We start from the raw sequence: 18973 nt of genomic DNA on the forward strand, positions 1-18973 counted from the left end.
GCACCCAGTGGCGCGGATCATATACTCTCGGTGCCGACGACGAGGGTCTATGAAGGGTCGGTGCCTTGACGCAGCTCTCCGACGCGCGGCGCTCGCGCGTGGTGCTCGTCGGGTCCAGCACCTACGACAACTTCCCGGCCATCCCCGCCGTCACCAACAACCTCACCGCCCTGCGGGACGTGCTGGTCGACCCGCACCGGTGGGGCCTGGACCCCGACGCGTGCCGCGTCGTGCACAACCCGGAGACCACCCGCGACGTCCACGCCGTGATGCGGCGCGCCGCCGCCGAGGTCGACGTGTCGGGCCTGCTGCTGCTCTACTTCGCCGGCCACGGCGTCATCGACCCCGACACCGGCGTGCTGCACCTCGCGGTCGGGCAGACCATGCCCGACTCCGCGTACTCCAGCGCGGTGCCGTTCGACTGGGTGCGGCGGCTCGTGCAGGGCAGCCGCAGCGCCCACCGGGTCGTCATCCTCGACTGCTGCTACGCCGGGCGCGCCATCCCCGGCCTCGGCGCCGACGACGACGCCGCGCTCGCCACCCAGGTCGAGATCGACCGCAGCTGCGTGCTCGTCGCCGCGTCCGGCAACCGGATCGCCCTCGCGCCGCCGGACGAGCCGCTGACCGCGTTCACCGGCGCGCTCGTCGAGCTGCTGCGCGACGGCGTCGCGGGCGGCCCGCCGCTGCTGGACCTCGGCACGCTGCACGACGAGATCCGGCGCGTGCAGCGGGCCCGCGGCCGCCCCATCCCCGAGCTGCGCGCCCGCAACGGCGGCGACCGCATCCCGATCGTCCACAACGCCGCCACGCAGCGCCTTCCCGCTGTACCGCCGCAGCCCGCGGAACCTGAGACACCCCGGCTCGACAGCTCGCTCGTCGGGCGGGTCCTGCGCGGCGCACCGGGCGCACCTGGTGTCGCCGACCCTGAGCTGGCGGGGGACGTCGCGATCCTGGCCCACTCGCCGATCGAGGGCGCCATCGGCGTGCGCCTGGACCGGCCCGCGACACGCTCCCCGGCGCACGTGCTCGGCGAGGAGCTCGCCGGGTCCCTGCACGTCCACGCGGTCCTCGACGGCGGCCCCGTCCGCGACGTGATCCTGCTGCTCGGGCTGCTGCGCCCCGGCTACACCGCGCCCGACGGCTGGCGGGTGCTCGGGCGAGAGCTCGTCGTCGTGCCCCTCGACGCGTACCCGGCGCTCGCCGAGGCCGTGGTCTCCGCCGCGTACCTCTTCGTCGGCTACCTCGGCTGGCGCCCCCAGCAGCTGGAGACCGAGCTCGCCGCGGGCCACCTGGTCGACACCGACACCGACCTCGTCACCTGGCTCACCGACCCGCTGCACGCGCGGTGACGGCATGACCGGTACTGAGCAGAGCCTCGTCAACCGGCTGGTCACCACCATCCGCAAGGGGCGCGACATCACCCTCGTCCTCGGCTCGGGCCTCACCGCGCGGGTGGTGCCCGGGGTGGACCGGATGGTCGACCTCGCCGACGAGTTCGTCGCGCAGGCGCTGCAGAACAGTGACCTGCAGGCCGCCCTCGCCGGACTGCGCGCCACCCGCCGCGACGCCGCCCTCTACGCCGCCTACCGCAGGACGTTCGCCGAGTGGCTGTCGCCGGTCGAGTTCGACATCGTCGTGCAGCGGGCCACCCTGGAGGCGTACCGGCCGGACCGCGCCACCGCGGCGAGCTGGGAGCGCGTCGGATACCACCGCGGCGTGCAGCTGGAGGACGACCGCGACGCGTGGTCGCTGCCACCGGGGGTGATCGCCGTCGGCGAGCTCCTCGCCGGCCTGCCCGACCGCTTCCAGCGCCGGGTCATCACCACCAACTTCGACCCGCTGATCGAGATCGCCGTGCGCCGCGCCGGCGGCACCGCCCGCGCGCTGACCCTCAACCGCGACGGCACGTTCGCCGGCCCGCTCGGCCCCGCCGACGGCATCGACGTGCTGCACCTGCACGGGTACTGGCGGCCGACCTCAGAGTCCGACGAACGCGCCCTGCTGCACGACCCCGAGCCGCTGCGCGCCGACGACCCCGTCATCCTGAGCGCGCTGCACGAGGCGCTGCGCGGCGACACGATCTGCGTCGCCGGCTACCCGCCCGGCCGCAACGACGCCCTCACCCGCGCCGTGCACGAGCAGGCCGACGTGCTGTGGGCCCGGCACGACGACGACGCGTCCCCGGCCCGCGCCGCCCTCATCTACACCGGCGTCGACGTCGATCGGCTCTTCCCGGCGGTACGCCGCGGCCTCGCCACCCTGCCGCCCACCCCACCCCCGTCCGCGGCGCCCGCCGCCCCCGTCCCGCCGGGCGTCGCACCCGCCGGGACCGCGCTGCACCGGGTCCACCTGCCGACGCTCGAAGCGGTCCTCGGCACCCGCCCGTCGGCGGTGGAGCTGCTGCGCCAGCTCGACTACGAGTTCCGCTGGCGGCGCTTCGACGACACCCCCGACACCCCGCTCGACCTCGTCTTCTGGCCGGTACGCCTGCGCCAGCCCACCCTCATCTACGCCGTGCAGGCGACCGTCGCGGCGGCGCTGTCCGCGCGCGGCGTCCGGGTCGTGCTGTGCTTCGACGACCTCGCCGGCGACCAGCACACCCGCAGCTGGCGGGCCCGCTTCACCGACGAGGTCGAGCGCTGGTTCGCCCTCGTCGAGGGAGCCCGGTCGCCCGAGGTCGACTCGCTCATGTCGTTCTGCTCGCCCGGCCGGGTCGCCGAGCGCCTCCAGGACCCGGAGCTGCTGCGCCGCCCCACCCACCCGTGGGCGGTGCAGCTGGAGTACTACCGCGGCGACCGGATGATCCTCGACGTCGCCCGCGCCGCGAAGGCGTTCCCCGGCGCCGTCGACCTGGAGATCGACGACGCGATGGCCGGCGCGCAGATCCGCACCACCCGCGCCGAGCGGCTCATGAGCACCCCGGCGATCTGGGCGTACCTGCAGTACCTGCTGCGCGACACCCGTCCCGAGGCGGTCATGACCCTCGGCGGGGAGGACGAGTCGGTCATGTGGGACCAGTGGCACGACACGTTCCCCGACGCCGTCGGGCACCTCTTCCACCCCGTCATGGCCAACGTCCGCCAGGACGCCCGGATGCTCGGCGCCCGCAGCTTCCGTGAGGTCGAGGACCACCTGCGCAAGGCGATGCGGCTGGAGAGCTGGGACCGGGAGGACCACTACCTGCACTGGATCGTGCAGCACGCGGTCGTGCTCCACCGGTACCTGCGCAACCGCCCACCGCTGTCCTACGACGGCCGGCTGCTGGACTCGTGGGAGACCATCCGCGCCGCGCTGCTCGACCCCCGCCTGCGGGCCGGCACGGTCAGGCTGCTCGCCCGCGAGGTGGCGGCGTTGCTCATGCACGAGGCGGTCTGACCGCCCGGTTGGATGGCGCCTCGCGTGACTCGGTCTGATCGGCCCATGCGTCACGGCGCGGGCGAAGGTACCGTCGAGGACATGGGCGCTTCCCCCGCCGACGTCGACGACCTCGCCCTGCTCGACACCGCGGAGCAGGTCTGGGGGCCCGACCTGCTCGCCTACCTGCTCGGCGCCGGCCTCGCCGCGCCGCTGCCCGGCTGGTCCGCCGAGGCCGCCGTCCATGACCCCGCGACCCGCCGCCGGCTGCACTGCGTCCTGGAGGTGCAGCGGCTCTTCGACCTGGGCAGCGTCGCCCGGGCGTGGGCCCGCGACCTGCACCCGGCGCTGGGCTTCCGCAGCCCGGCAAGCGTGATCCGCACCGGTGACGACGACGAGCGCCGAGCGGTGCTCGAGCTCGCCGAGCGCGACTCGCTCAAGCCGCGCTGACCGGTTCGGCCACGGACGGCCCCGGGACGATGGCATGATTCGCCGCGTGACCCGGCTCTCCGCACCGGTGCCCGCCGCCCCTCCGGCGGCTTCCGCACCGGCCGCGCACGCTTCGGACCTCGGGCTCGCGGCGTCGGACCTCGCGCCCTCCGCCGCGGACCCCGGGCTGTCGGCGTCGGACTTCAAGCTCGACAGCATCGACCTGTACATCACCTCGCGGTGCAACCGGCGCTGCTCCTACTGCTTCCTGCCCGACGCGTACTTCGACCGGACCCAGCACATGACCCCGGCGGCCGTCGCCGCGATCGTCGCCTGGGCGGCCGGCGCCGCCACCGAGATCACCGTCCTGGGCGGCGAGCCGGCCCTGCACCCGCAGTTCACCTCGATCGTCCGCGACACCGCCGCCGCCCCGATCCGGGTCCGCACCGTCACCAACGGCAGCCGCCAGTTCCGGGCCGCGCTGCCCGAGGTCCGCTCGTCGCTGAGCCGGGTCGCCGTCAGCCTCGACGCGCCGTCCGCCGCCGTCGTCGACCGCCTGCGCGGCCGCGGCGCCTTCGCCGACGCCGTCGCCACCGTCGCCGACCTGCGCGCCGCCGGGGTGCCGTTCGACCTCAACTGCACCGTCCTGGCCGACACCGTGGACCTCGTGCCGGAGATGCTCGCCTACGCCGAGGACTCCGGCGCCGGCCGGCTCAACATGCACTGGTTCTCACCCGTCGGCCGCGGCGCGTCACACGCCGCCGACCAGTCCGTCCCGGCCGCCGCCTGGCGCCGCGAGGTCCTCGACGTCGTCGCCGCCTACCGCCCGGCCCGCCAGTCCTTCACCGTCGACTGCCAGATCGCCTTCGACTTCCCCGTCCCCGGCGCCGACCCCGGCGCGTGCGCCGTCCAGGACCGCACCAACCTGCAGTTCCTCCCCTCCGGCGCCGTCTTCGCGTGCGGCATGCTCCTGGAGGACGAGGCCCTGGCCGCATACCATTGGCACGACGGCGTGCTCATGCGCCGCTCCGGCGACACCGAACTGTCCCGCACCGCTCCGGCGTGCGCCGGCTGCCCGCTGCGCCCGTCGGACGGCGACCACCACCCGACCTGCATCTACAACCGCCTCGCCGTCTGAGCCACCTCCGCCCGCTCGGCGGCCTTGCCGGCCGGTCGGGTGGATGCCGAGCGCCGGGGCGAGGCCGACCAGCGCCGCCGTGGTCAGTGGGGGCGCCGCGGTGGGCGCAGAGCCGCTCCGGCGGTGTTCCGTCCATTCGCGCAACGTACGGCGCGCACCGGCTGAGGGCCGGCTGAGGGCCGACGGAGATCCGCGCCGGTAACCGTCTCGCGGTCGTGCAGAAACCGCCGTTCGTCGGAGGACGGGGCGCTGTGTGATCAATACGCTGCGCGGATGGGCGTGCACCTCTCCGTCGACTACGGCACATCGAGCACCGTCGCGCTGCTGGCGTGGCCCGATGGGCGGACCCAGCCGCTGCTGTTCGACTCGTCGCCGCTGCTGTCCTCCGCCGTGTACGCGGAGGCGGACGGGCGGCTGCTGACCGGGCGGGACGCCGTGCGGGCGGCCCGGCTCGACCCGAGCAGGTTCGAGCCCAACCCGAAGCGGCGCATCGACGAGCCGGAGGTGCTGCTCGGCGACCGTGAGGTGCCGGTGGCGGAGCTCGTCGCGGCGACCCTGCGCCGGGTGCTGGGTGAGGCCACCCGGGCCGCCGGTGGCCGCCCGGCGTCGGTCACCGTCACGCACCCGGTGACGTGGGGGCCGGCCCGGCGGGCGATCCTGACCGATGCGTGCTCGGAGGCGGGGCTCGGCGACGTCGACCTGGTCGCGGAGCCGGTCGCGGCAGCCACCAACTTCGCCGCGGGGACGCGGGTCGAGGCGGGTCAGGCCGTCGTCGTGTACGACCTGGGCGCCGGCACGTTCGACGTCAGCGTCGTGCGGCGCACCGGGTCGGCGTTCGAGGCGCTGGCGTACCGCGGCCTCGACGACCTCGGCGGGCTGGACCTCGACGCGCTGGTGGTCGCGCACGCCGCCGGCACCGTGACCGACGGCGAGGCGTCCGCGTGGCGGGGGGTGACCGAGCCGGGCGACGCCGACGGGCGCCGCCAGCACCGGGCGCTCTGGGACGACGCGCGGGAGACCAAGGAGGCGCTGTCGCGCCAGCCGTCGGCCGGGTTCCACGTCACCGCTCTGCGCCGTGACGTGTTGGTCACCCGCGACGAGTTCGAGCGGGCGGCGGGGCCGCTGCTGCAGCGCACGGTCGACCTGACGCTGGCCACGATCCGCGAGTCCCGTGCCAAGCCGGACCAGATCGCGGGGGTGTTCCTGGTCGGCGGGGGGAGCCGGACACCGCTGGTGGCGACGCTGCTGCACCGGGCGACCGGGATCGCGCCGACGCTGCTCGAGCAGCCGGAGCTGGTCGTCGCCCAGGGCGCCCTGCCGGCCGCCGCCCCTGCCGCGGGACCGGCTGCCGGGCCGGCACCGTCAGACCTCGTCTCGGCGCCGCGTACAGACGTAGCTCCCGCCTCCGCGCCGGTCTCTGTGCCGCCGTTTGAGCCGGTCTCCGCTCCTGTCTCGGCGCCGCTGTCTGGGCCGCTGTCTGGGCCGGTTGCTGCCCCCGCGTCCGTGTCGTCCTCCGTGCCGCTGTCGGTGCTGGCGCCCTCGGCGGTGCCCGCCTCCGTGGACGACGACGGACAGGAGCGGCAGGAGCGGCCGGAACCGGGCGTGGGCGACGCCGGCCGGGACCGCACCGCGCCGGTCCCGGGCGCCCTGCGTGCGCTCAGCGTCGCCGCCGGCGTCGTGTCGATCATCGTGTGCTGGGTGATCGTCAACCAGTACTCGACGCTGAGCACCCCGACGACGATGCTGGTGTACACCGTCCCACTCCTGCTCGCGGCAGTCGCGGCGTTCACCTACGCGGCCCGGCTCATCGGCCCGGTGGCCGGCGCCGTCTGCTGCCTGGCGACGGCGATGGGCGTCGACACGAACTTCGGGCCCAGGTTCGACCCGGCGGTCACCGCGTACTACTCGCTGCTCGTCGTGCCGGCCGCGCTGCTCGCCATCGGCATCCGCAAGAAGGCGTGATCAGCAGCTGGGGGTATCTTTCACAGATCATGAAGACGGTGACGCGGCGGCTGGCGGTGCGGCGGGCGGACCTGGACGCCGGCGTCTTCGACGTGCCGGAGGAGTGCGTCGAGGCGCTGCGGCACATGGTCACCGTCCCCGTCGCGCTGGAGCACAAGGCCAAGGGGATCACGACCGCCCGGCAGGTGTTCTGCGCGACGCTCCAGCAGGACATCGGCTGGCAGTTCGGCGGGATCGAGTGGCCCGAGGACGTGCGGCCCGGGGTGTTCGTCACCCTGATCTGGCGGGCGGCGAAGGACGAGGTCGTCCTGCGCACCGCGCCGCTCGCCGAGCCGATGCGGGTCGACAACGCCGTCTACTACCACGAGTACGACCCGAAGGTCGTCACCCGCGACTACAAGCCCGGCGCCGCGAACTGGTCGAAGGTCCTGCACACCATCCGGCACCTCGGGCACGTCCTCGACGACGGCAGCGCCGTGTTCGCCGAGGCGGACCTGCCCAGGCGCAGCGGCCTCGGCAAGGGGTCGCGGGGCACGTTCCTGCTGCGCAACGCCGTCGACCAGCTGCTCCGCGAAGGCTACGTCACCAGGGTCGACGGCAGCGTCGACGCGACCGGCCACCCGTCCTACCCGGCCCTCGACGGCGACGAGCCGGCGGAGATGCTCCTGTACGCGCCGCTGGTCGAGCCCGCCCCGCACCCCGACGAGCCCGGCGAGCCCAGCGACCGCCGCGAGCACTGGGTCAACGGCTTCCTCCGCCGCCTCCCACCCGGCGCACACGCCTCAGAGCGGCAGCTCTCCCTGCACCAGCAGACCGTCGAGCAGGACGAGCTCGACGAGTCGGAGCTGCCGCCGGGGTACACCTTCGTGAAGAAGCACCACCGCAACGGCTGAGCACGTCAGCGCGGGGTGAGGACGCCCTCCGGGTCGGCGACGCCCTCGGGTCCCAGGTTGGTCACGCCGGGCGCCTCGCTGGACAGGCCCCACCCGAGGGCCTGCGCCCAGAATCGGCCCACCCCGGCGTCGTCGCGGGCGTCCATCGCAATCTGTACCAGTCGCGTCGCCATGCCCCCGACCCTGAGCCGGCGGCAATCCGGTTGCGGGGGTGCGTACGGTGAGGCAGTGACCGACTTCTCTGTGCGCCCGTACGCGGCCGACGACGCGGCAGCGGTCGCGGAGCTGATCAACCTGCTGTCGGAGGCCGGTGGCGGGCACGCCGGGCACGTCGCCGCCGAGATCGAGGACTGCGTCGACAACGAGGTCAGGGACGCCGCCCTGGACACCCGGGTGGTGACCGACGGCGCCGGGCGCCTCGTCGCGGTCGCGCTGGTGCCGCTGCCGCCGGAGGGCGGCGACCGGCTGGAGCTGATCGGCGGGGTGCACCCGGACCGGCGCGGCGCCGGCCTCGGCCGGGAGCTGCTCGCCTGGCAGCTGGAGCGGGCCGCCGCCCGGCACGCCGAGCTCGCGCCGGACGCGCCGTGGCAGGCGCAGGTCATCGCGGGCGACGGCGACCCGTCCCCGACCCGCCTCTACGAACGGTTCGGCTTCACCCCGTCCCGCTACTTCCTGGAGATGTCGGCGCCGACGTCAGAGGCGCCGGCCGTGTCGCCGCCGCCGGGAGTGGAGCTCGCGCCGTACGACGCCGCGAGAGACCACGAGCTGCACGCCGTGCACACCGCGGCGTTCCGCGACCTGTGGGGCTACCAGGAGCGCACCTTCGACGCGTGGGCGCCGCTGACCGTGCGGTCCGAGGCGTTCCTGCCGGAACTGTCCAGGTTCGCGCTCGCGGGCGACGAGATCGCGGGCTACGTCCTCGCGTACAGCAGCGAAACACCCGGCAGGATCTACATCGGGCAGGTCGGCACCGCCGTGTCGTGGCGCCGCAAGGGCGTCGCGGGCGCGCTGCTCGCCGGCGTGCTCGGCGACGCGGGCCGGGCCGGGCACACGACCGCCGGGCTCGACACCGACGCCGACAACCCGACCGGCGCCGCCGGCGTCTACGCGAAGGTGGGGTTCGTCGTCGACCAGCGGGTCGTCGCGTTCCGGCGGCCGGTCTAGACCGGCACCGCCGAGCCGAACGCGGGGAGCTCGAACGCGCCGGCCTTCGCGAACTGCGCGGCGAGCATCTGCTTCATCGGCCAGCGGGTCATCATCCGCATCGACACGGCCCGCAGGCGGATCATCGTGGCGGAGTTCGGCGCGTACGCGCGGATCCCGCCGGGCGGCAGCTCGGTGCCGGCGTCCACGTACCGCTGCAGCCGGCGCTGGTAGGCGAGGCACGCGGCCTGCGCGTCGCCGCCGGACGCCGCCAGCTCGCCGGCGAGGACGTAGGCGCCGACGAGGGCCATGCTGGTGCCCAGGCCGGCGAGGGGCGAGCCGCAGTAGCCGGCGTCGCCGAGCAGGACCACGCTGCCGCGCGACCACTGCTCCACGCGCACCTGGCACAGCGCGTCGAAGACGAAGTCCCGCGCCTGCGGCATCGCCTGGAGCAGCGCCGGCACCCGCCAGCCGACGTGCGCCAGCCGCTCGTTGAGCAGGCGCTGCTGGTCGGCGACCGGGAGCCGTTCGAGGCCGCGCTCGGCGGACCTGAAGCTCAGGTACGCCTTCGCCGTCCCGCCGTTCTCCGGGCGGATGCCGGCCGCGATGCCGCCGGGCGCGTTGTACATGAGGTACCAGTGCCGCAGGTCGCCCGGGTCGGGGATGCTGAAGAACGCGGTGTAGCCGCCGAGCGGCCGCACGAAGTCGGTCTCCGGGCCGAACGCGAGCGCGCGCACCCCGGAGCGCACCCCGTCGGCGCCGACGACCAGGTCGAACTCCTCGGCGCCGCCGCTCGCGAAGCCGACCTCGACCCGCGGCCCGTCCTGGCGCAGCGACGTGATCCGGTCGCCGAAGCGGTAGTCGACGTCGTCGCGGGTCGCCTCGTGCAGCACCCGGGCGAGGTCGCCGCGCGGCAGCTCGATCTCCGCGACCATGCCCTCGCCGCCGAACGCGTCCGCCGCCATCGTCGAGGTCCACCGGCCGGCGGCGTCGACGGTGGCGATGCCGCGCTCGTCGACCCGCTCGGCCCTCACCCTGGCCATCAGGCCCATCCGCGCGACGACGTCCTTCGCGGCGCCGCGGATGTCGACGGCCTGGCCACCCGGGCGCGGCGCCGCGGCCCGCTCGACGACGGTCGCGGCGATCCCGTGCCGGTGCAGCCAGAACGCCAGCGCCGGCCCCGCGATCCCGGCCCCGGAGATGAGCACACGCATTCTTCGCTCCGTTTCCGCTTGTGTACTGCGTACGCAGCGACGCTAAACGGACCGCTTGCCGTGCGGCAATCGCTACTAGTACACCTGCGCTCCTCGGCGCGGTCCCGGCGTCTGGTGTACTAGTACCGTGGCCGACCTGGAACCGCCGTATCGCCGCATCGCGGCCGACATCCGCCGCCGCATCGGCAGCGGGGAGCTCTCGCCCGGCGACCCCGTGCCGTCCGCCCGGCAGATCACCCGCGACTGGGGCGTCGCGATCGCCACCGCGACCAAGGCCCTCGCCGTGCTCCGGGAGGAGGGCCTCACCATGGTCAGGCCCGGCATCGGCACGGTCGTCACCGGCCGGACCGCGGGCGCCCGCCCCGGCCGGACCGCGCACCGGCGCGCCGCACCGGACCGTGGCGTCCCCGAGCTGACCCGGGCCAGGATCGTGGCGACCGCGATCGGCATCGCCGAGGCCGAGGGGATCGCGGAGGTGTCGATGCGCCGCGTCGCCGCCGAGCTCGGCGTGGCGACGATGGCGCTCTACCGGCACGTGCGCGGCAAGGACGAGCTCACCCTGTACATGATCGACGCCGCCTTCGGCGCCGTGCCGCTGCCCGCCGTGCCGCCCCCGGGCTGGCGGCCGCGCCTGGAGCTGGCCGCCAGGCTGCTGTGGCAGCTCTTCCGCCGGCACGTGTGGCTGGCGCCGACGATGTCCCTGACCCGCCCCCAGCCCGCGATGAACGGGCTCCGCTTCACCGAATGGGTCCTCGCCTCCCTCGACGGCACCCCGCTGTCGCTCACCGACCGGCTCCACGTCCACCTGCTGCTGTTCGGCTACGTCCGCGGCCTCGCCACCACCCTCGAACCAGAGGCCGAGGCCGAACGCGAGACCGGCATGACCGGCAACGAGTGGATGGACCTCGGCTTCGGCGGCGCCGCCGTCCCCTCCGGCGTCCCCGTCTTCGAGCGCCTCATCGAGATCGACGACTTCGACCTGGACCTGGACCGCCTGTTCGTCTTCGGCCTGGACCGCCTCCTCGACGGCCTCGCCGTCTTCATCGACACCCGCGGAGGCTGACGTGCCGCCGACCGCGTCGTGAGCGTCAGGGGCGGTAGCGGCGCCGCATGCGGACGCCGACGACGACGGCGGCGGCCAGGAACGGCCAGGACTGCAGGGCGATGGCCAGGATGATCGCGGCGACGCCGGCGAGGCCCAGCAGGACGGTCACCACGACCCGGCCGGTGCCCCCGCTGGGCAGCAGGGTGAAGCCCGCCAGCCGGGCGCGCAGGCGCAGCCGGGCGCGGCGCCAGCGCAGTCGCAGGCCGGTGGTCCGGGACAGGCGCGGGATCTCGTCGGGGGCGCGGGCCGGCAGGTCGACGTGGCGCTCCGCGGGGACCGCCGACTCGATCGCGGCGGTGACGGACGGCGGCAGGGGGAACAGCGTCGGTTCGATGTGGACGCTCATGCCGTCGGCGCCGAGCAGGCGGCGGGCGCCGTCGGGCCAGCGCAGGAGGACGACGCATTCGTCGTACAACACCGTGGAAGCGCCGGGCGGGGTGGTGAAGCTGACCCCGTCGGCGGCGTGCACCAGCGCGACCTCCGGGTCCACTTTGGACCGCAGGCGCTTGCCGACGACGCTGAACCGCGACAGTTGCGGCGCCGCCTCGAACCCGGCCGGTGGGCGCTCGACGCCGCGCGGCAGCATGAGCAGCGCCGAGTCGTGCACGGCGCGGGCGACCTCGCGGACGTCGGCGGCGGTGACCCGGCGCAGCTCGTCGGCGATCTCGGCCATGCTGTTGGAGGGGAACCCGGTGAGCAGGTCGAGGGCCCGGCGGGGGAGGCGCTTCGCTTCCGCGTCCGGGGCGTCCGCGCCCTCCAGCGCGAGGGCGCGGATCGCGTCCAGCTCGCCGGCGTCGATGTCGACGTCACGCAGGCGGCGCAGCTGCGCGGTGAAGTGCTCGGCGACGGCGGCGGCCTCGCCGTCGCGGGAGTCGGCGACGGCGGTGATGGTGGCGGTCGGGCGCCCGTCGACGCCGTAGTCGGTGGCCGTCGTGTACGACAGTCCGCGCTCCTGCCGCAGCTCCCGGAACAGGGCCCGGCCCAGCGCCTGCGTGTAGACGCCCGCGGCGGCGGTCCGCGGCGCCACGGCGTCCAGCACCATCGCGGCCGAGCCGCCGGCGAACGCCGCGGGCTGCAGCGGCAGCGCCGACGACGCGGCCGGCAGCGGGCGGCGCGGGCCGTCGGGCAGGTCGAGCCGCAGCCCGGCGGGCAGCTCGTCGGCGGTGAGCCACAGGACCGCGTTGCCGCGGGTGAAGTGCGCGGCGGCCCACTCGGTGACCCGCGCCGCGGTGGCGGTGTGGATGCCGTACTCGGCGATGCCGACGAGACCGAAGTCGCGGGCGCCGTGCCGCCACAGCGGCATCAGCAGGTTGACCGGGTCGGAGCGCCCCGCCGCCTCGGTCTCGATGAGCTTGCACTCCACCGGCAGCCGGTCCACCGGCAGCGAGCGCAGCCCGGCGCACACCCCGTGGAGGAAAGCGACCACCGCCTCGGGCGTGCCCTGCGTGACGAACTGGGTCGTGGTCGCGCCGGTCATGCCGTTGTAGTGGTAGTCGGCGACGCCGAGGCGGTGCAGCGCCAGATGCTCGACGAGATGGGTGATCCCGGCGGTGGCCGCGGTCTCGTCGGCGACACCGACGCGGAACATCAGCCCCGCCCGCAGCGGCCCGGGCGCCGCGCCGAGCAGCACCGGCACCCCGTCGACGTCCGTCATCGTGCGGCCGCCTTGCTCCGCGCGGCCCGGAAGTCCGACTTCCAGCTGTCGCTCATCATGTCCCATCCGTACGGTCGCACGAGGTTGCCCAGCGCCGCGAAATGCCGCGCGGACCGGGGAAGGTCGCCACCCTGGAACAGCGCGAAGGCGAACGCGCTGTGCGCCGCCACCCACCCGTGGCCGGGCTCGTGGTCGGTGTGCAGCACCGTCCGCGCCGCGGCGGCGCCGAGCTGGTCGCGGACCTTGCGCTGGCCGAGGTAGTCGCGGATCCGGCTGATCCGGTCACTGGTGAACGCGTGCTCGATGTGCGCGTCGGCCACCACCGCACCGGCGAGCGTGCCGGGCGGCCCGGCCTTCAGGCACTCCTGCGCGAAGTCGTGCATCGCCTTCGTCGACCCGCCCCACTTCGGCGCCAGGTTCTGGATGAGCCGTCCCTGCGCGCGGTACGGGACGTCGCAGTGCTCGGCCGCCTTGTCGTACCGGCGGCGCGCCTCGGCCGGCTCGAAGCCCAGCGCCCGGGCGGTGACGATCCGCTCCGTCCACGCCGCGGCGTTGCCGGGGTCGATGGCGACGGCGTCGGTGAGGAGCCGCTCGGCCCGGCCGAGGTGGTCGTAGAAGACCCGCCACTGCGCCTGGCTCACGTTCGCGGCCCGCGACGTGGTCCGGGCCTCCCAGCCCAGCACCACGCACCTGCTCCCCAGCAACGTCCGCGCGAGCGACGAGTCCCGCTCGGTGTCGACGGCCCGCTGCAGGAACCGCTCGCTGCCCGGCACCTCGGCGGCGACCTCCACCGCCAGCGCGTGGTCGGCCCGCGGCGGCAGCCCGTCGAAGTACGCCACGACCGCCGCCCAGTCCGCCGCCCGCACCGCCCGGCGCACCAACCCCAGATCGGGCGAGTGCGCAAAGTCCCTGGTGCGCAACGGTTTCAGCGAATCGATCATCGACACGGCCGAGATCATACGGCCGGCGCTCAGACCTGTCCGCCCCTATTCGAGGCGGTGTCCGTGCCGTCTGACACCATGTGACGGCTTCGTACCCTCTCGTCGACATACGGGCCGTGGAAACTCAATCACCGGCAGGACAGTGCGATGGTCCGCGCCGCCGATCTCCGTGAGCCGATTGGACGAGCCGCGCCGGGGCCCGGCTCATTAGCCTCGATGCCGTGACGGCACATCAGTCCGGGCTGAGCATCGACTTCGGCACCTCGCACACCGTCGGGATGCTCCGTCTGCCGGACGGGCGGCACGAATCGCTGCTGTTCGACGCGACGCCGCTGCTGCCGTCCGCCGTGTTCGTCGACGGTGACGGACGGCTGCAGACCGGCCGCGACGCCGAGCGCAGCGCCCGCCTCGACCCGACCGCGTACGAGCCGAACCCGAAGCGGCGGCTGGCCGACGGGACGCTGCTGCTCGGCACGCACGAGGTGCCGGTCGCCGACGCGGTGGCGGCGGTCCTCGACCGGGTGCGGTCGGAGGCGGAGCGCACGCTGGGCGCCCCCGCCGGCGAGGTCGTGCTCACCCACCCGGCCAGCTGGGCGCCGATCCGCCGCACCCTGTTGGCCGACGCCGCCCGCGCCGCCGGGCTCGGCGCGCCCGTCCTCGTCCCCGAGCCGGTCGCGGCCGCCACCTGCTTCACCGCCGTGCTGTCACACCGCGTCGACCCCGGCGCGGCCGTCGTCGTGTACGACCTCGGCGGCGGCACCTTCGACGTCAGCGTCGTGCGCCGCACCGCGACCAGTTGGGACGTGGTGGCCAGCGACGGGTTCGAGGACGTCGGCGGGGTCGACCTGGACGCGGCCGTCGTGGGGTGGGTCGGCCGCACCGCCGGCGGTGCCGACCCGCAGCGCTGGCAGCGGCTCGCCGCCCCGGAGACGACCGCCGACCGCAGGCTGCGCCGGCAGCTGCAGGAGGACGCCCGGATCGCCAAGGAGCAGCTGAGCCGGGCGAACCAGACGGGCCTGCCGGTGCCGCTGCTCGACGTCGACGTACACCTGACGCGAGGTGAGCTCGAGGACCTGGCGCGGCCCCTGCTCGACCGCACTGTCGCGCTGACCACGGCGACGCTCTTCGCCAGCGGCGTGACCCGCGACGGCCTGGCCGGCGTCTTCCTCGTCGGCGGCGCGAGCCGGATGCCCCTGGTGGCGACCCTGCTGCACCGCGCCCTCGGCGTGGCGCCGGTCGCGTTGGAGCAGCCCGAGCTCGTCGTGGCCCGCGGCGCCCTCAGCCTGCTCGACCCGGCCCCCGCGGCGCCGGTCACCCAGCCTGAGATCCCGGCGTCGCCGGCCCCGGCGCCGGGGTTGCTTCCGTCCGCATCAGATCTTGCGGCGCCCGCGTCGCCGGCACCGGTGTCCCTCGCGCCGGCTGCGGTGCCGACCGAGCCCGCTGCGGCCGCTGTACCGCCGCCCGCCGCGGACCCGGCCGCATCCGACGCTGGACCCGCGTCCGACGCCGCGCCCGCCTCCGACGCCGCGCCCGCCTCCGACGCCGCGCCCGCCTCCGACGCCTCGCCCGCATCCGGCGCCGGACCCGCCTCCGATGCCGCGCCCACAGGAGATGTCACGCCCGCGGGCGTCGCTGGGGTTGCGGCGGACGGCAGGAGACGGTCCTGGGTGCTCGGTGCCGGGGCGCTGGCCGCCGTGCTGGCCGTCGCCGCGCTGGCCGCCGCGGCCGGTCGGGACTCGCTGGTGTCGGGCACCCGGGTGCTCGCCGGGCCGACCGCGGTCCTGCCGATGGTCGGGCTGCTGGTGCTGCTCACCGCCGGGCGCCCCCTGCCGCTGCCCGGTTCGGCGCGGCCGCTGCTCGTGCGGGCGGCCTCCGCCGGTGTCGGGGCGACACTGCTGTACCTGATGCCCGCGCTCGTGCTGTGGAGCCGCGCCGAACTGCCCGAGTTCCTGGACTTCCGCCGCATCCGTGGCTACGGCGAGACGCTGCTGCTGGCCACGGTCGCCGGCGGGGTGCTCCTGGCCGTCATCGGGCTGACGCTGCTGGGCCGAGGCCGGATCGGCGACCCCCTCGCGGGCCCGGCCGGAGCGCGTGGCCCACTGCTCTGGGTGTGCGCCGGCGGCGTCGTCGCGGTCGCCGCGCAGAGTTACGTCCACGACCGGGACGCGCACCTCATCGCCAGCGGCGGCTGGACCTGGACCGCCCGCGAGATCAACCCGGCGGTGCAGCTCGCCCGTACGGTGCTCGGCGAGGGTCTCCCGGCCGGGCCACTCAACCTGCTGCTGTTCTGGGCCGGGGCGACCCTCATGTTCCTGCTGGTCCTCGGCGGCGGCCTGCTCCTGCGCCGCGGCGGCGAACCGGGCGGCCCCACGCCGGTCGTGCCGGTCGCGCCGGTCCGGATCGCTGCGGCGCTGTTCACCGCCGGCGGGGTGCTCGCCGCCGTTCACGGCCTGCAGGAGAGCGACTACTGGGGACGCAACAACATCAGCAGCTCGCCGACGCGCGGCATCCTGCCGGCGGTGCACGCGGTCTGGAACGCCACCATCGGCCTCCTGCCGCCGGGTGTGTTCACCACCGTCGTGGCCGTCGTGGTCGCCGGCACCGCCGGGCTGCTCATCGCCCGCCGGCGCCGGGCTCAGAGACTGTGAGCATCCTGCCGAAGGCCGGTCCGGCATGAGCCGATCGCCGGGCCGATGGGGCGGATCGCTCGATTGTCCGTGGCAATGGTGATCCATACGATGGCCGCTGCCGACGCCGGCTCGTGTGGACGCGACCGGACCCGTCTGGATCAGGAGTGGTGATCGAGTTGCGCCTGGGCATCGACTTCGGCACGTCGAACACGGTGGCCGTCCTCGACCCCGGCGACGGGCAGACCCGGCCGCTGCTCTTCGACGGCACGCCGATGCTTCCGTCGGCGGCCTGCCGGGACGCCGCCGGCGCGCTGGTCGTTGGGCGCGACGCGCAGCACGTGGGGCGCGGGTCGCCGGCGTCGTACGAGCCGAACCCGAAGAAGCGGGTCGACGACGGCGAGGTGCTGCTCGGCGACGCCGAGGTCGCCGTGCCGGAGCTCATCGCCGCCGTGCTGCGACGCACGTACGACGAAGCCCTGCGCACCGCGGGCCGCCCGGTCACCGAGACGGTCCTGACGCACCCGGCCGGGTGGGGCGGCCGGCGCCGCGACGTGCTCCTGGCGGCGGCCCGCACGGCCGGTCTCCCCTCCGTGTCGCTCGTCCCGGAGCCGGTGGCCGCGGCCACCTACTTCGTCACCGTGCTCGGCAACGAGGTGCCGGTCGGCGGCGTCGTTGCGGTGTACGACTTCGGCGCCGGGACGTTCGACGCTTCCGTGGTCCGCAGGACTGCCGGCGGGTTCGAGGTCCTCGCCGCCGAGGGCATCCTCGACGCGGGTGGCCTGGACGTCGACGCGGCCGTGTTCGCCTACCTGGGCGCAGTCCACGGCTCCGCCGACGCCGACGCGTGGGCGCGGCTGAACAGCCCGGCCGCCGACGCGGACCGGCGTGCCGCCCGGACTTTGTGGGACGAGGTCCGCAACGGCAAGGAGATGCTGTCGCGGTCGGCGCAGACCTCCATCTTCATACCGCTGCTGGAGATCGACACGACCCTCGGCCGGGAGCAGCTGGAAACGCTGGCCCGTCCACTGCTGGACCGCACCGTCGCGGCGACGCGCATCGCCCTGCGGGAGGCCGACGTGCGCCCCGCCGACCTCACCGGTGTGTTCCTGGTCGGTGGTTCGAGCCGGATGCCGCTGTGCGCCACCATGCTGCACCAGGCCCTCGGCGTGGCCCCGGTGGTGATCGAGCAGCCGGAGCTGGTGGTGGCCGACGGCAGCCTGCGCGTCGGCACCGGCACTTCCGCACCCGAGCCGGCGACGGTCCCGGCGCCCCGCCCCGAACCGGCCGGCACCCTGACACTGCCGCCCGAACCGGTCACGCCACCGCCCCCGGCGGTCACGTCCCCCGCGCCGGTCTTCACGCCACCGGCTCCGCGGGTCACGTCGCCCGCCCCGGTCTCCACGACGCCCGCGCCGGCGGTCACGTCTCCCGCCCCGGTCTTCATGGCGCCGCGGCCGGAGCTCCGATCGTTCGCGCCGGCGGTGGCGCCGGTCGTCTACGGCAACGCCACCAGCCGGCTGCCGCTCGCCACCCGCACCTGGAGCCTCGCCGCGATCCCGGCCGGCATCCTGCTCTACGTCATCGGCGTCCTCATCACCGTGACCACCGACTCGGAGGCCGGGGGCGCCGTCATCGGAGTACCCGGGATGGCGCTGGTCCCGATCGGCATCGCAGGCTTCATCGTGCAGCTCACCGCCAGGTCGCTGCGCATCGACGCCGACGGGATCGCCTACCGCCGGGCGCACCGCCGCACGGCCTGCCCGTGGCACCACCTCGCCTCCATCGGCGTGCAGCAGCGCCACAACGCCGGGGCGTTCGTGGTCGGTAGACTGGTCGCTGACTCCCCGCTGCGGCACGACCCGAAATTCGCGCCGACCATCGGCGCGGACGGATCGTTCGACCTCGCACCGCTCGCCGGCCTGCGCACCTCGGCCGACGCCGTCACGGCCGCCCTGGCCCAGCACGTCAGGACCACCGCCGGCTGAGCCACCGGGCCGGCGGCCGCCCCGCATTCCGCGACCTCCGGGCGGGCGACGGGCGGGCGACGGGCGGGCAACGAATGGGGCGGGCCGGGCATACCTGCTAGCAGGTATACGGGGGTGCGGAAACCGGCAGTCGGATAGTCCCGCTGGCGCCGAGGCTGTCACACAGCGGTACGAGGAACGTGGGATGTAGACATTCCGCACCCCCCTTGAACAGGTGATCCCCATGACGACTTGCCCGGTCGACCCAGTCCTGAGCATGGCACTGTTCGTCTCCGACGCCTCCGCCTCCCGCGACCTGGACGACGCCACCGTCCGCGAGACCGTCCACCGCACGCTCGACCAGCTCGGGCCGGACGAGTGCTACGCACGGGCCGCTGAGGTGTTCGGCGACCGTCCCGAGGTCGCGCTCAGCCGTATCCAGTGGGCGCGCGAGCTGTGCGCCCGCGCCCTGACCCCGGTCCTCGCCGGCGCGGCCGCCTGACCACCCGGCCCGGCACCGCAGAGTCGATTCCCGACCACATGGCC

The 18973-nt window shown here is 75.0% G+C and carries 15 protein-coding genes; 11 read left to right on the top strand and 4 right to left on the bottom strand.

All coding sequences use genetic code 11. The features are described 5' to 3' along the window. Positions 1–65: 65 nt before the first annotated feature. The 6 genes from ABZ321_RS16200 to ABZ321_RS16225 all read left to right on the top strand — a co-directional run bounded on the left by ABZ321_RS16200 (position 66) and on the right by ABZ321_RS16225 (position 7776). The gene (locus ABZ321_RS16200) at positions 66–1349 is read left to right on the top strand and encodes a YqgE/AlgH family protein (protein ID WP_354891606.1); all 1284 of its coding nucleotides are present in this window, start codon (positions 66–68) and stop codon (positions 1347–1349) included. A 4-nt stretch (positions 1350–1353) separates the two neighbouring features. Continuing rightward, positions 1354–3375 (top strand): hypothetical protein, encoded by a 2022-nt coding sequence (locus ABZ321_RS16205; protein ID WP_354891609.1) that lies wholly within the window; start codon positions 1354–1356, stop codon positions 3373–3375. Positions 3376–3456: 81 nt separating this feature from the next. Further along, complete coding sequence (locus ABZ321_RS16210; protein ID WP_344509561.1) at positions 3457–3804, top strand: hypothetical protein; 348 nt, start codon at positions 3457–3459, stop codon at positions 3802–3804. Positions 3805–3850: 46 nt separating this feature from the next. Further along, positions 3851–4921, top strand: coding sequence for a radical SAM protein (locus ABZ321_RS16215; protein ID WP_354891613.1), 1071 nt, complete (start codon positions 3851–3853; stop codon positions 4919–4921). 273 nt (positions 4922–5194) lie between these two features. Next, positions 5195–6883, top strand: a complete 1689-nt coding sequence (locus ABZ321_RS16220; RefSeq protein WP_354891616.1) for an Hsp70 family protein — start codon at positions 5195–5197, stop codon at positions 6881–6883. Positions 6884–6912: 29 nt separating this feature from the next. Further along, positions 6913–7776 carry a hypothetical protein gene (locus ABZ321_RS16225; protein WP_344509567.1) on the top strand — a complete coding sequence of 288 codons (864 nt, stop codon included), beginning with the start codon at positions 6913–6915 and terminating at the stop codon, positions 7774–7776. A gap of 5 nt (positions 7777–7781) precedes the next feature. On the opposite strand, the gene ABZ321_RS16230 is transcribed toward ABZ321_RS16225, so the two are convergent. Continuing rightward, a complete protein-coding gene (locus tag ABZ321_RS16230) occupies positions 7782–7949 on the bottom strand; it encodes a hypothetical protein (RefSeq protein ID WP_354891619.1) in 168 nt (55 codons plus the stop codon). A 55-nt stretch (positions 7950–8004) separates the two neighbouring features. On the opposite strand from ABZ321_RS16230, the gene ABZ321_RS16235 reads away from it, so the two are divergent. Next, positions 8005–8940: a GNAT family N-acetyltransferase gene (locus tag ABZ321_RS16235; RefSeq protein WP_354891622.1), complete on the top strand. Its 936-nt coding sequence runs from the start codon at positions 8005–8007 to the stop codon at positions 8938–8940. On the opposite strand, the gene ABZ321_RS16240 is transcribed toward ABZ321_RS16235, so the two are convergent. Further along, positions 8937–10133 carry an FAD-dependent monooxygenase gene (locus tag ABZ321_RS16240; protein ID WP_344509571.1) on the bottom strand — a complete coding sequence of 399 codons (1197 nt, stop codon included), beginning with the start codon at positions 10131–10133 and terminating at the stop codon, positions 8937–8939. The two genes, ABZ321_RS16235 and ABZ321_RS16240, sit on opposite strands and share 4 nt — an antisense overlap. A gap of 127 nt (positions 10134–10260) precedes the next feature. Between ABZ321_RS16240 and ABZ321_RS16245 the strand changes: the two genes are divergently transcribed. After that, a complete protein-coding gene (locus ABZ321_RS16245; protein ID WP_344509573.1) occupies positions 10261–11196 on the top strand; it encodes a GntR family transcriptional regulator in 936 nt (311 codons plus the stop codon). A 25-nt stretch (positions 11197–11221) separates the two neighbouring features. Here the strand turns inward: ABZ321_RS16245 and ABZ321_RS16250 are convergent, their stop codons facing one another. Continuing rightward, positions 11222–12892, bottom strand: a complete 1671-nt coding sequence (locus ABZ321_RS16250) for an insulinase family protein (protein WP_354891626.1) — start codon at positions 12890–12892, stop codon at positions 11222–11224. Beyond that, positions 12889–13839, bottom strand: a complete 951-nt coding sequence (locus ABZ321_RS16255; protein ID WP_354891629.1) for a hypothetical protein — start codon at positions 13837–13839, stop codon at positions 12889–12891. Before ABZ321_RS16255 ends, ABZ321_RS16250 begins: the two co-directional genes overlap by 4 nt. Positions 13840–14054: 215 nt before the next feature. Between ABZ321_RS16255 and ABZ321_RS16260 the strand changes: the two genes are divergently transcribed. The 3 genes from ABZ321_RS16260 (at position 14055) to ABZ321_RS16270 (ending at position 18929) form a co-directional block, all read left to right on the top strand. Next, positions 14055–16481, top strand: a complete 2427-nt coding sequence (locus tag ABZ321_RS16260) for an Hsp70 family protein (protein WP_354891632.1) — start codon at positions 14055–14057, stop codon at positions 16479–16481. Between the two features lie 149 nt (positions 16482–16630). Then, positions 16631–18448: an Hsp70 family protein gene (locus ABZ321_RS16265; protein WP_354891635.1), complete on the top strand. Its 1818-nt coding sequence runs from the start codon at positions 16631–16633 to the stop codon at positions 18446–18448. Positions 18449–18671: 223 nt separating this feature from the next. Then, positions 18672–18929, top strand: a complete 258-nt coding sequence (locus ABZ321_RS16270) for a hypothetical protein (RefSeq protein WP_344509583.1) — start codon at positions 18672–18674, stop codon at positions 18927–18929. The last annotated feature ends 44 nt before the right edge of the window (positions 18930–18973 follow it).

This window comes from Dactylosporangium sp. NPDC006015 (assembly GCF_040614215.1).
GTDB classification, from domain to species: Bacteria; Actinomycetota; Actinomycetes; order Mycobacteriales; family Micromonosporaceae; genus Dactylosporangium; species Dactylosporangium maewongense.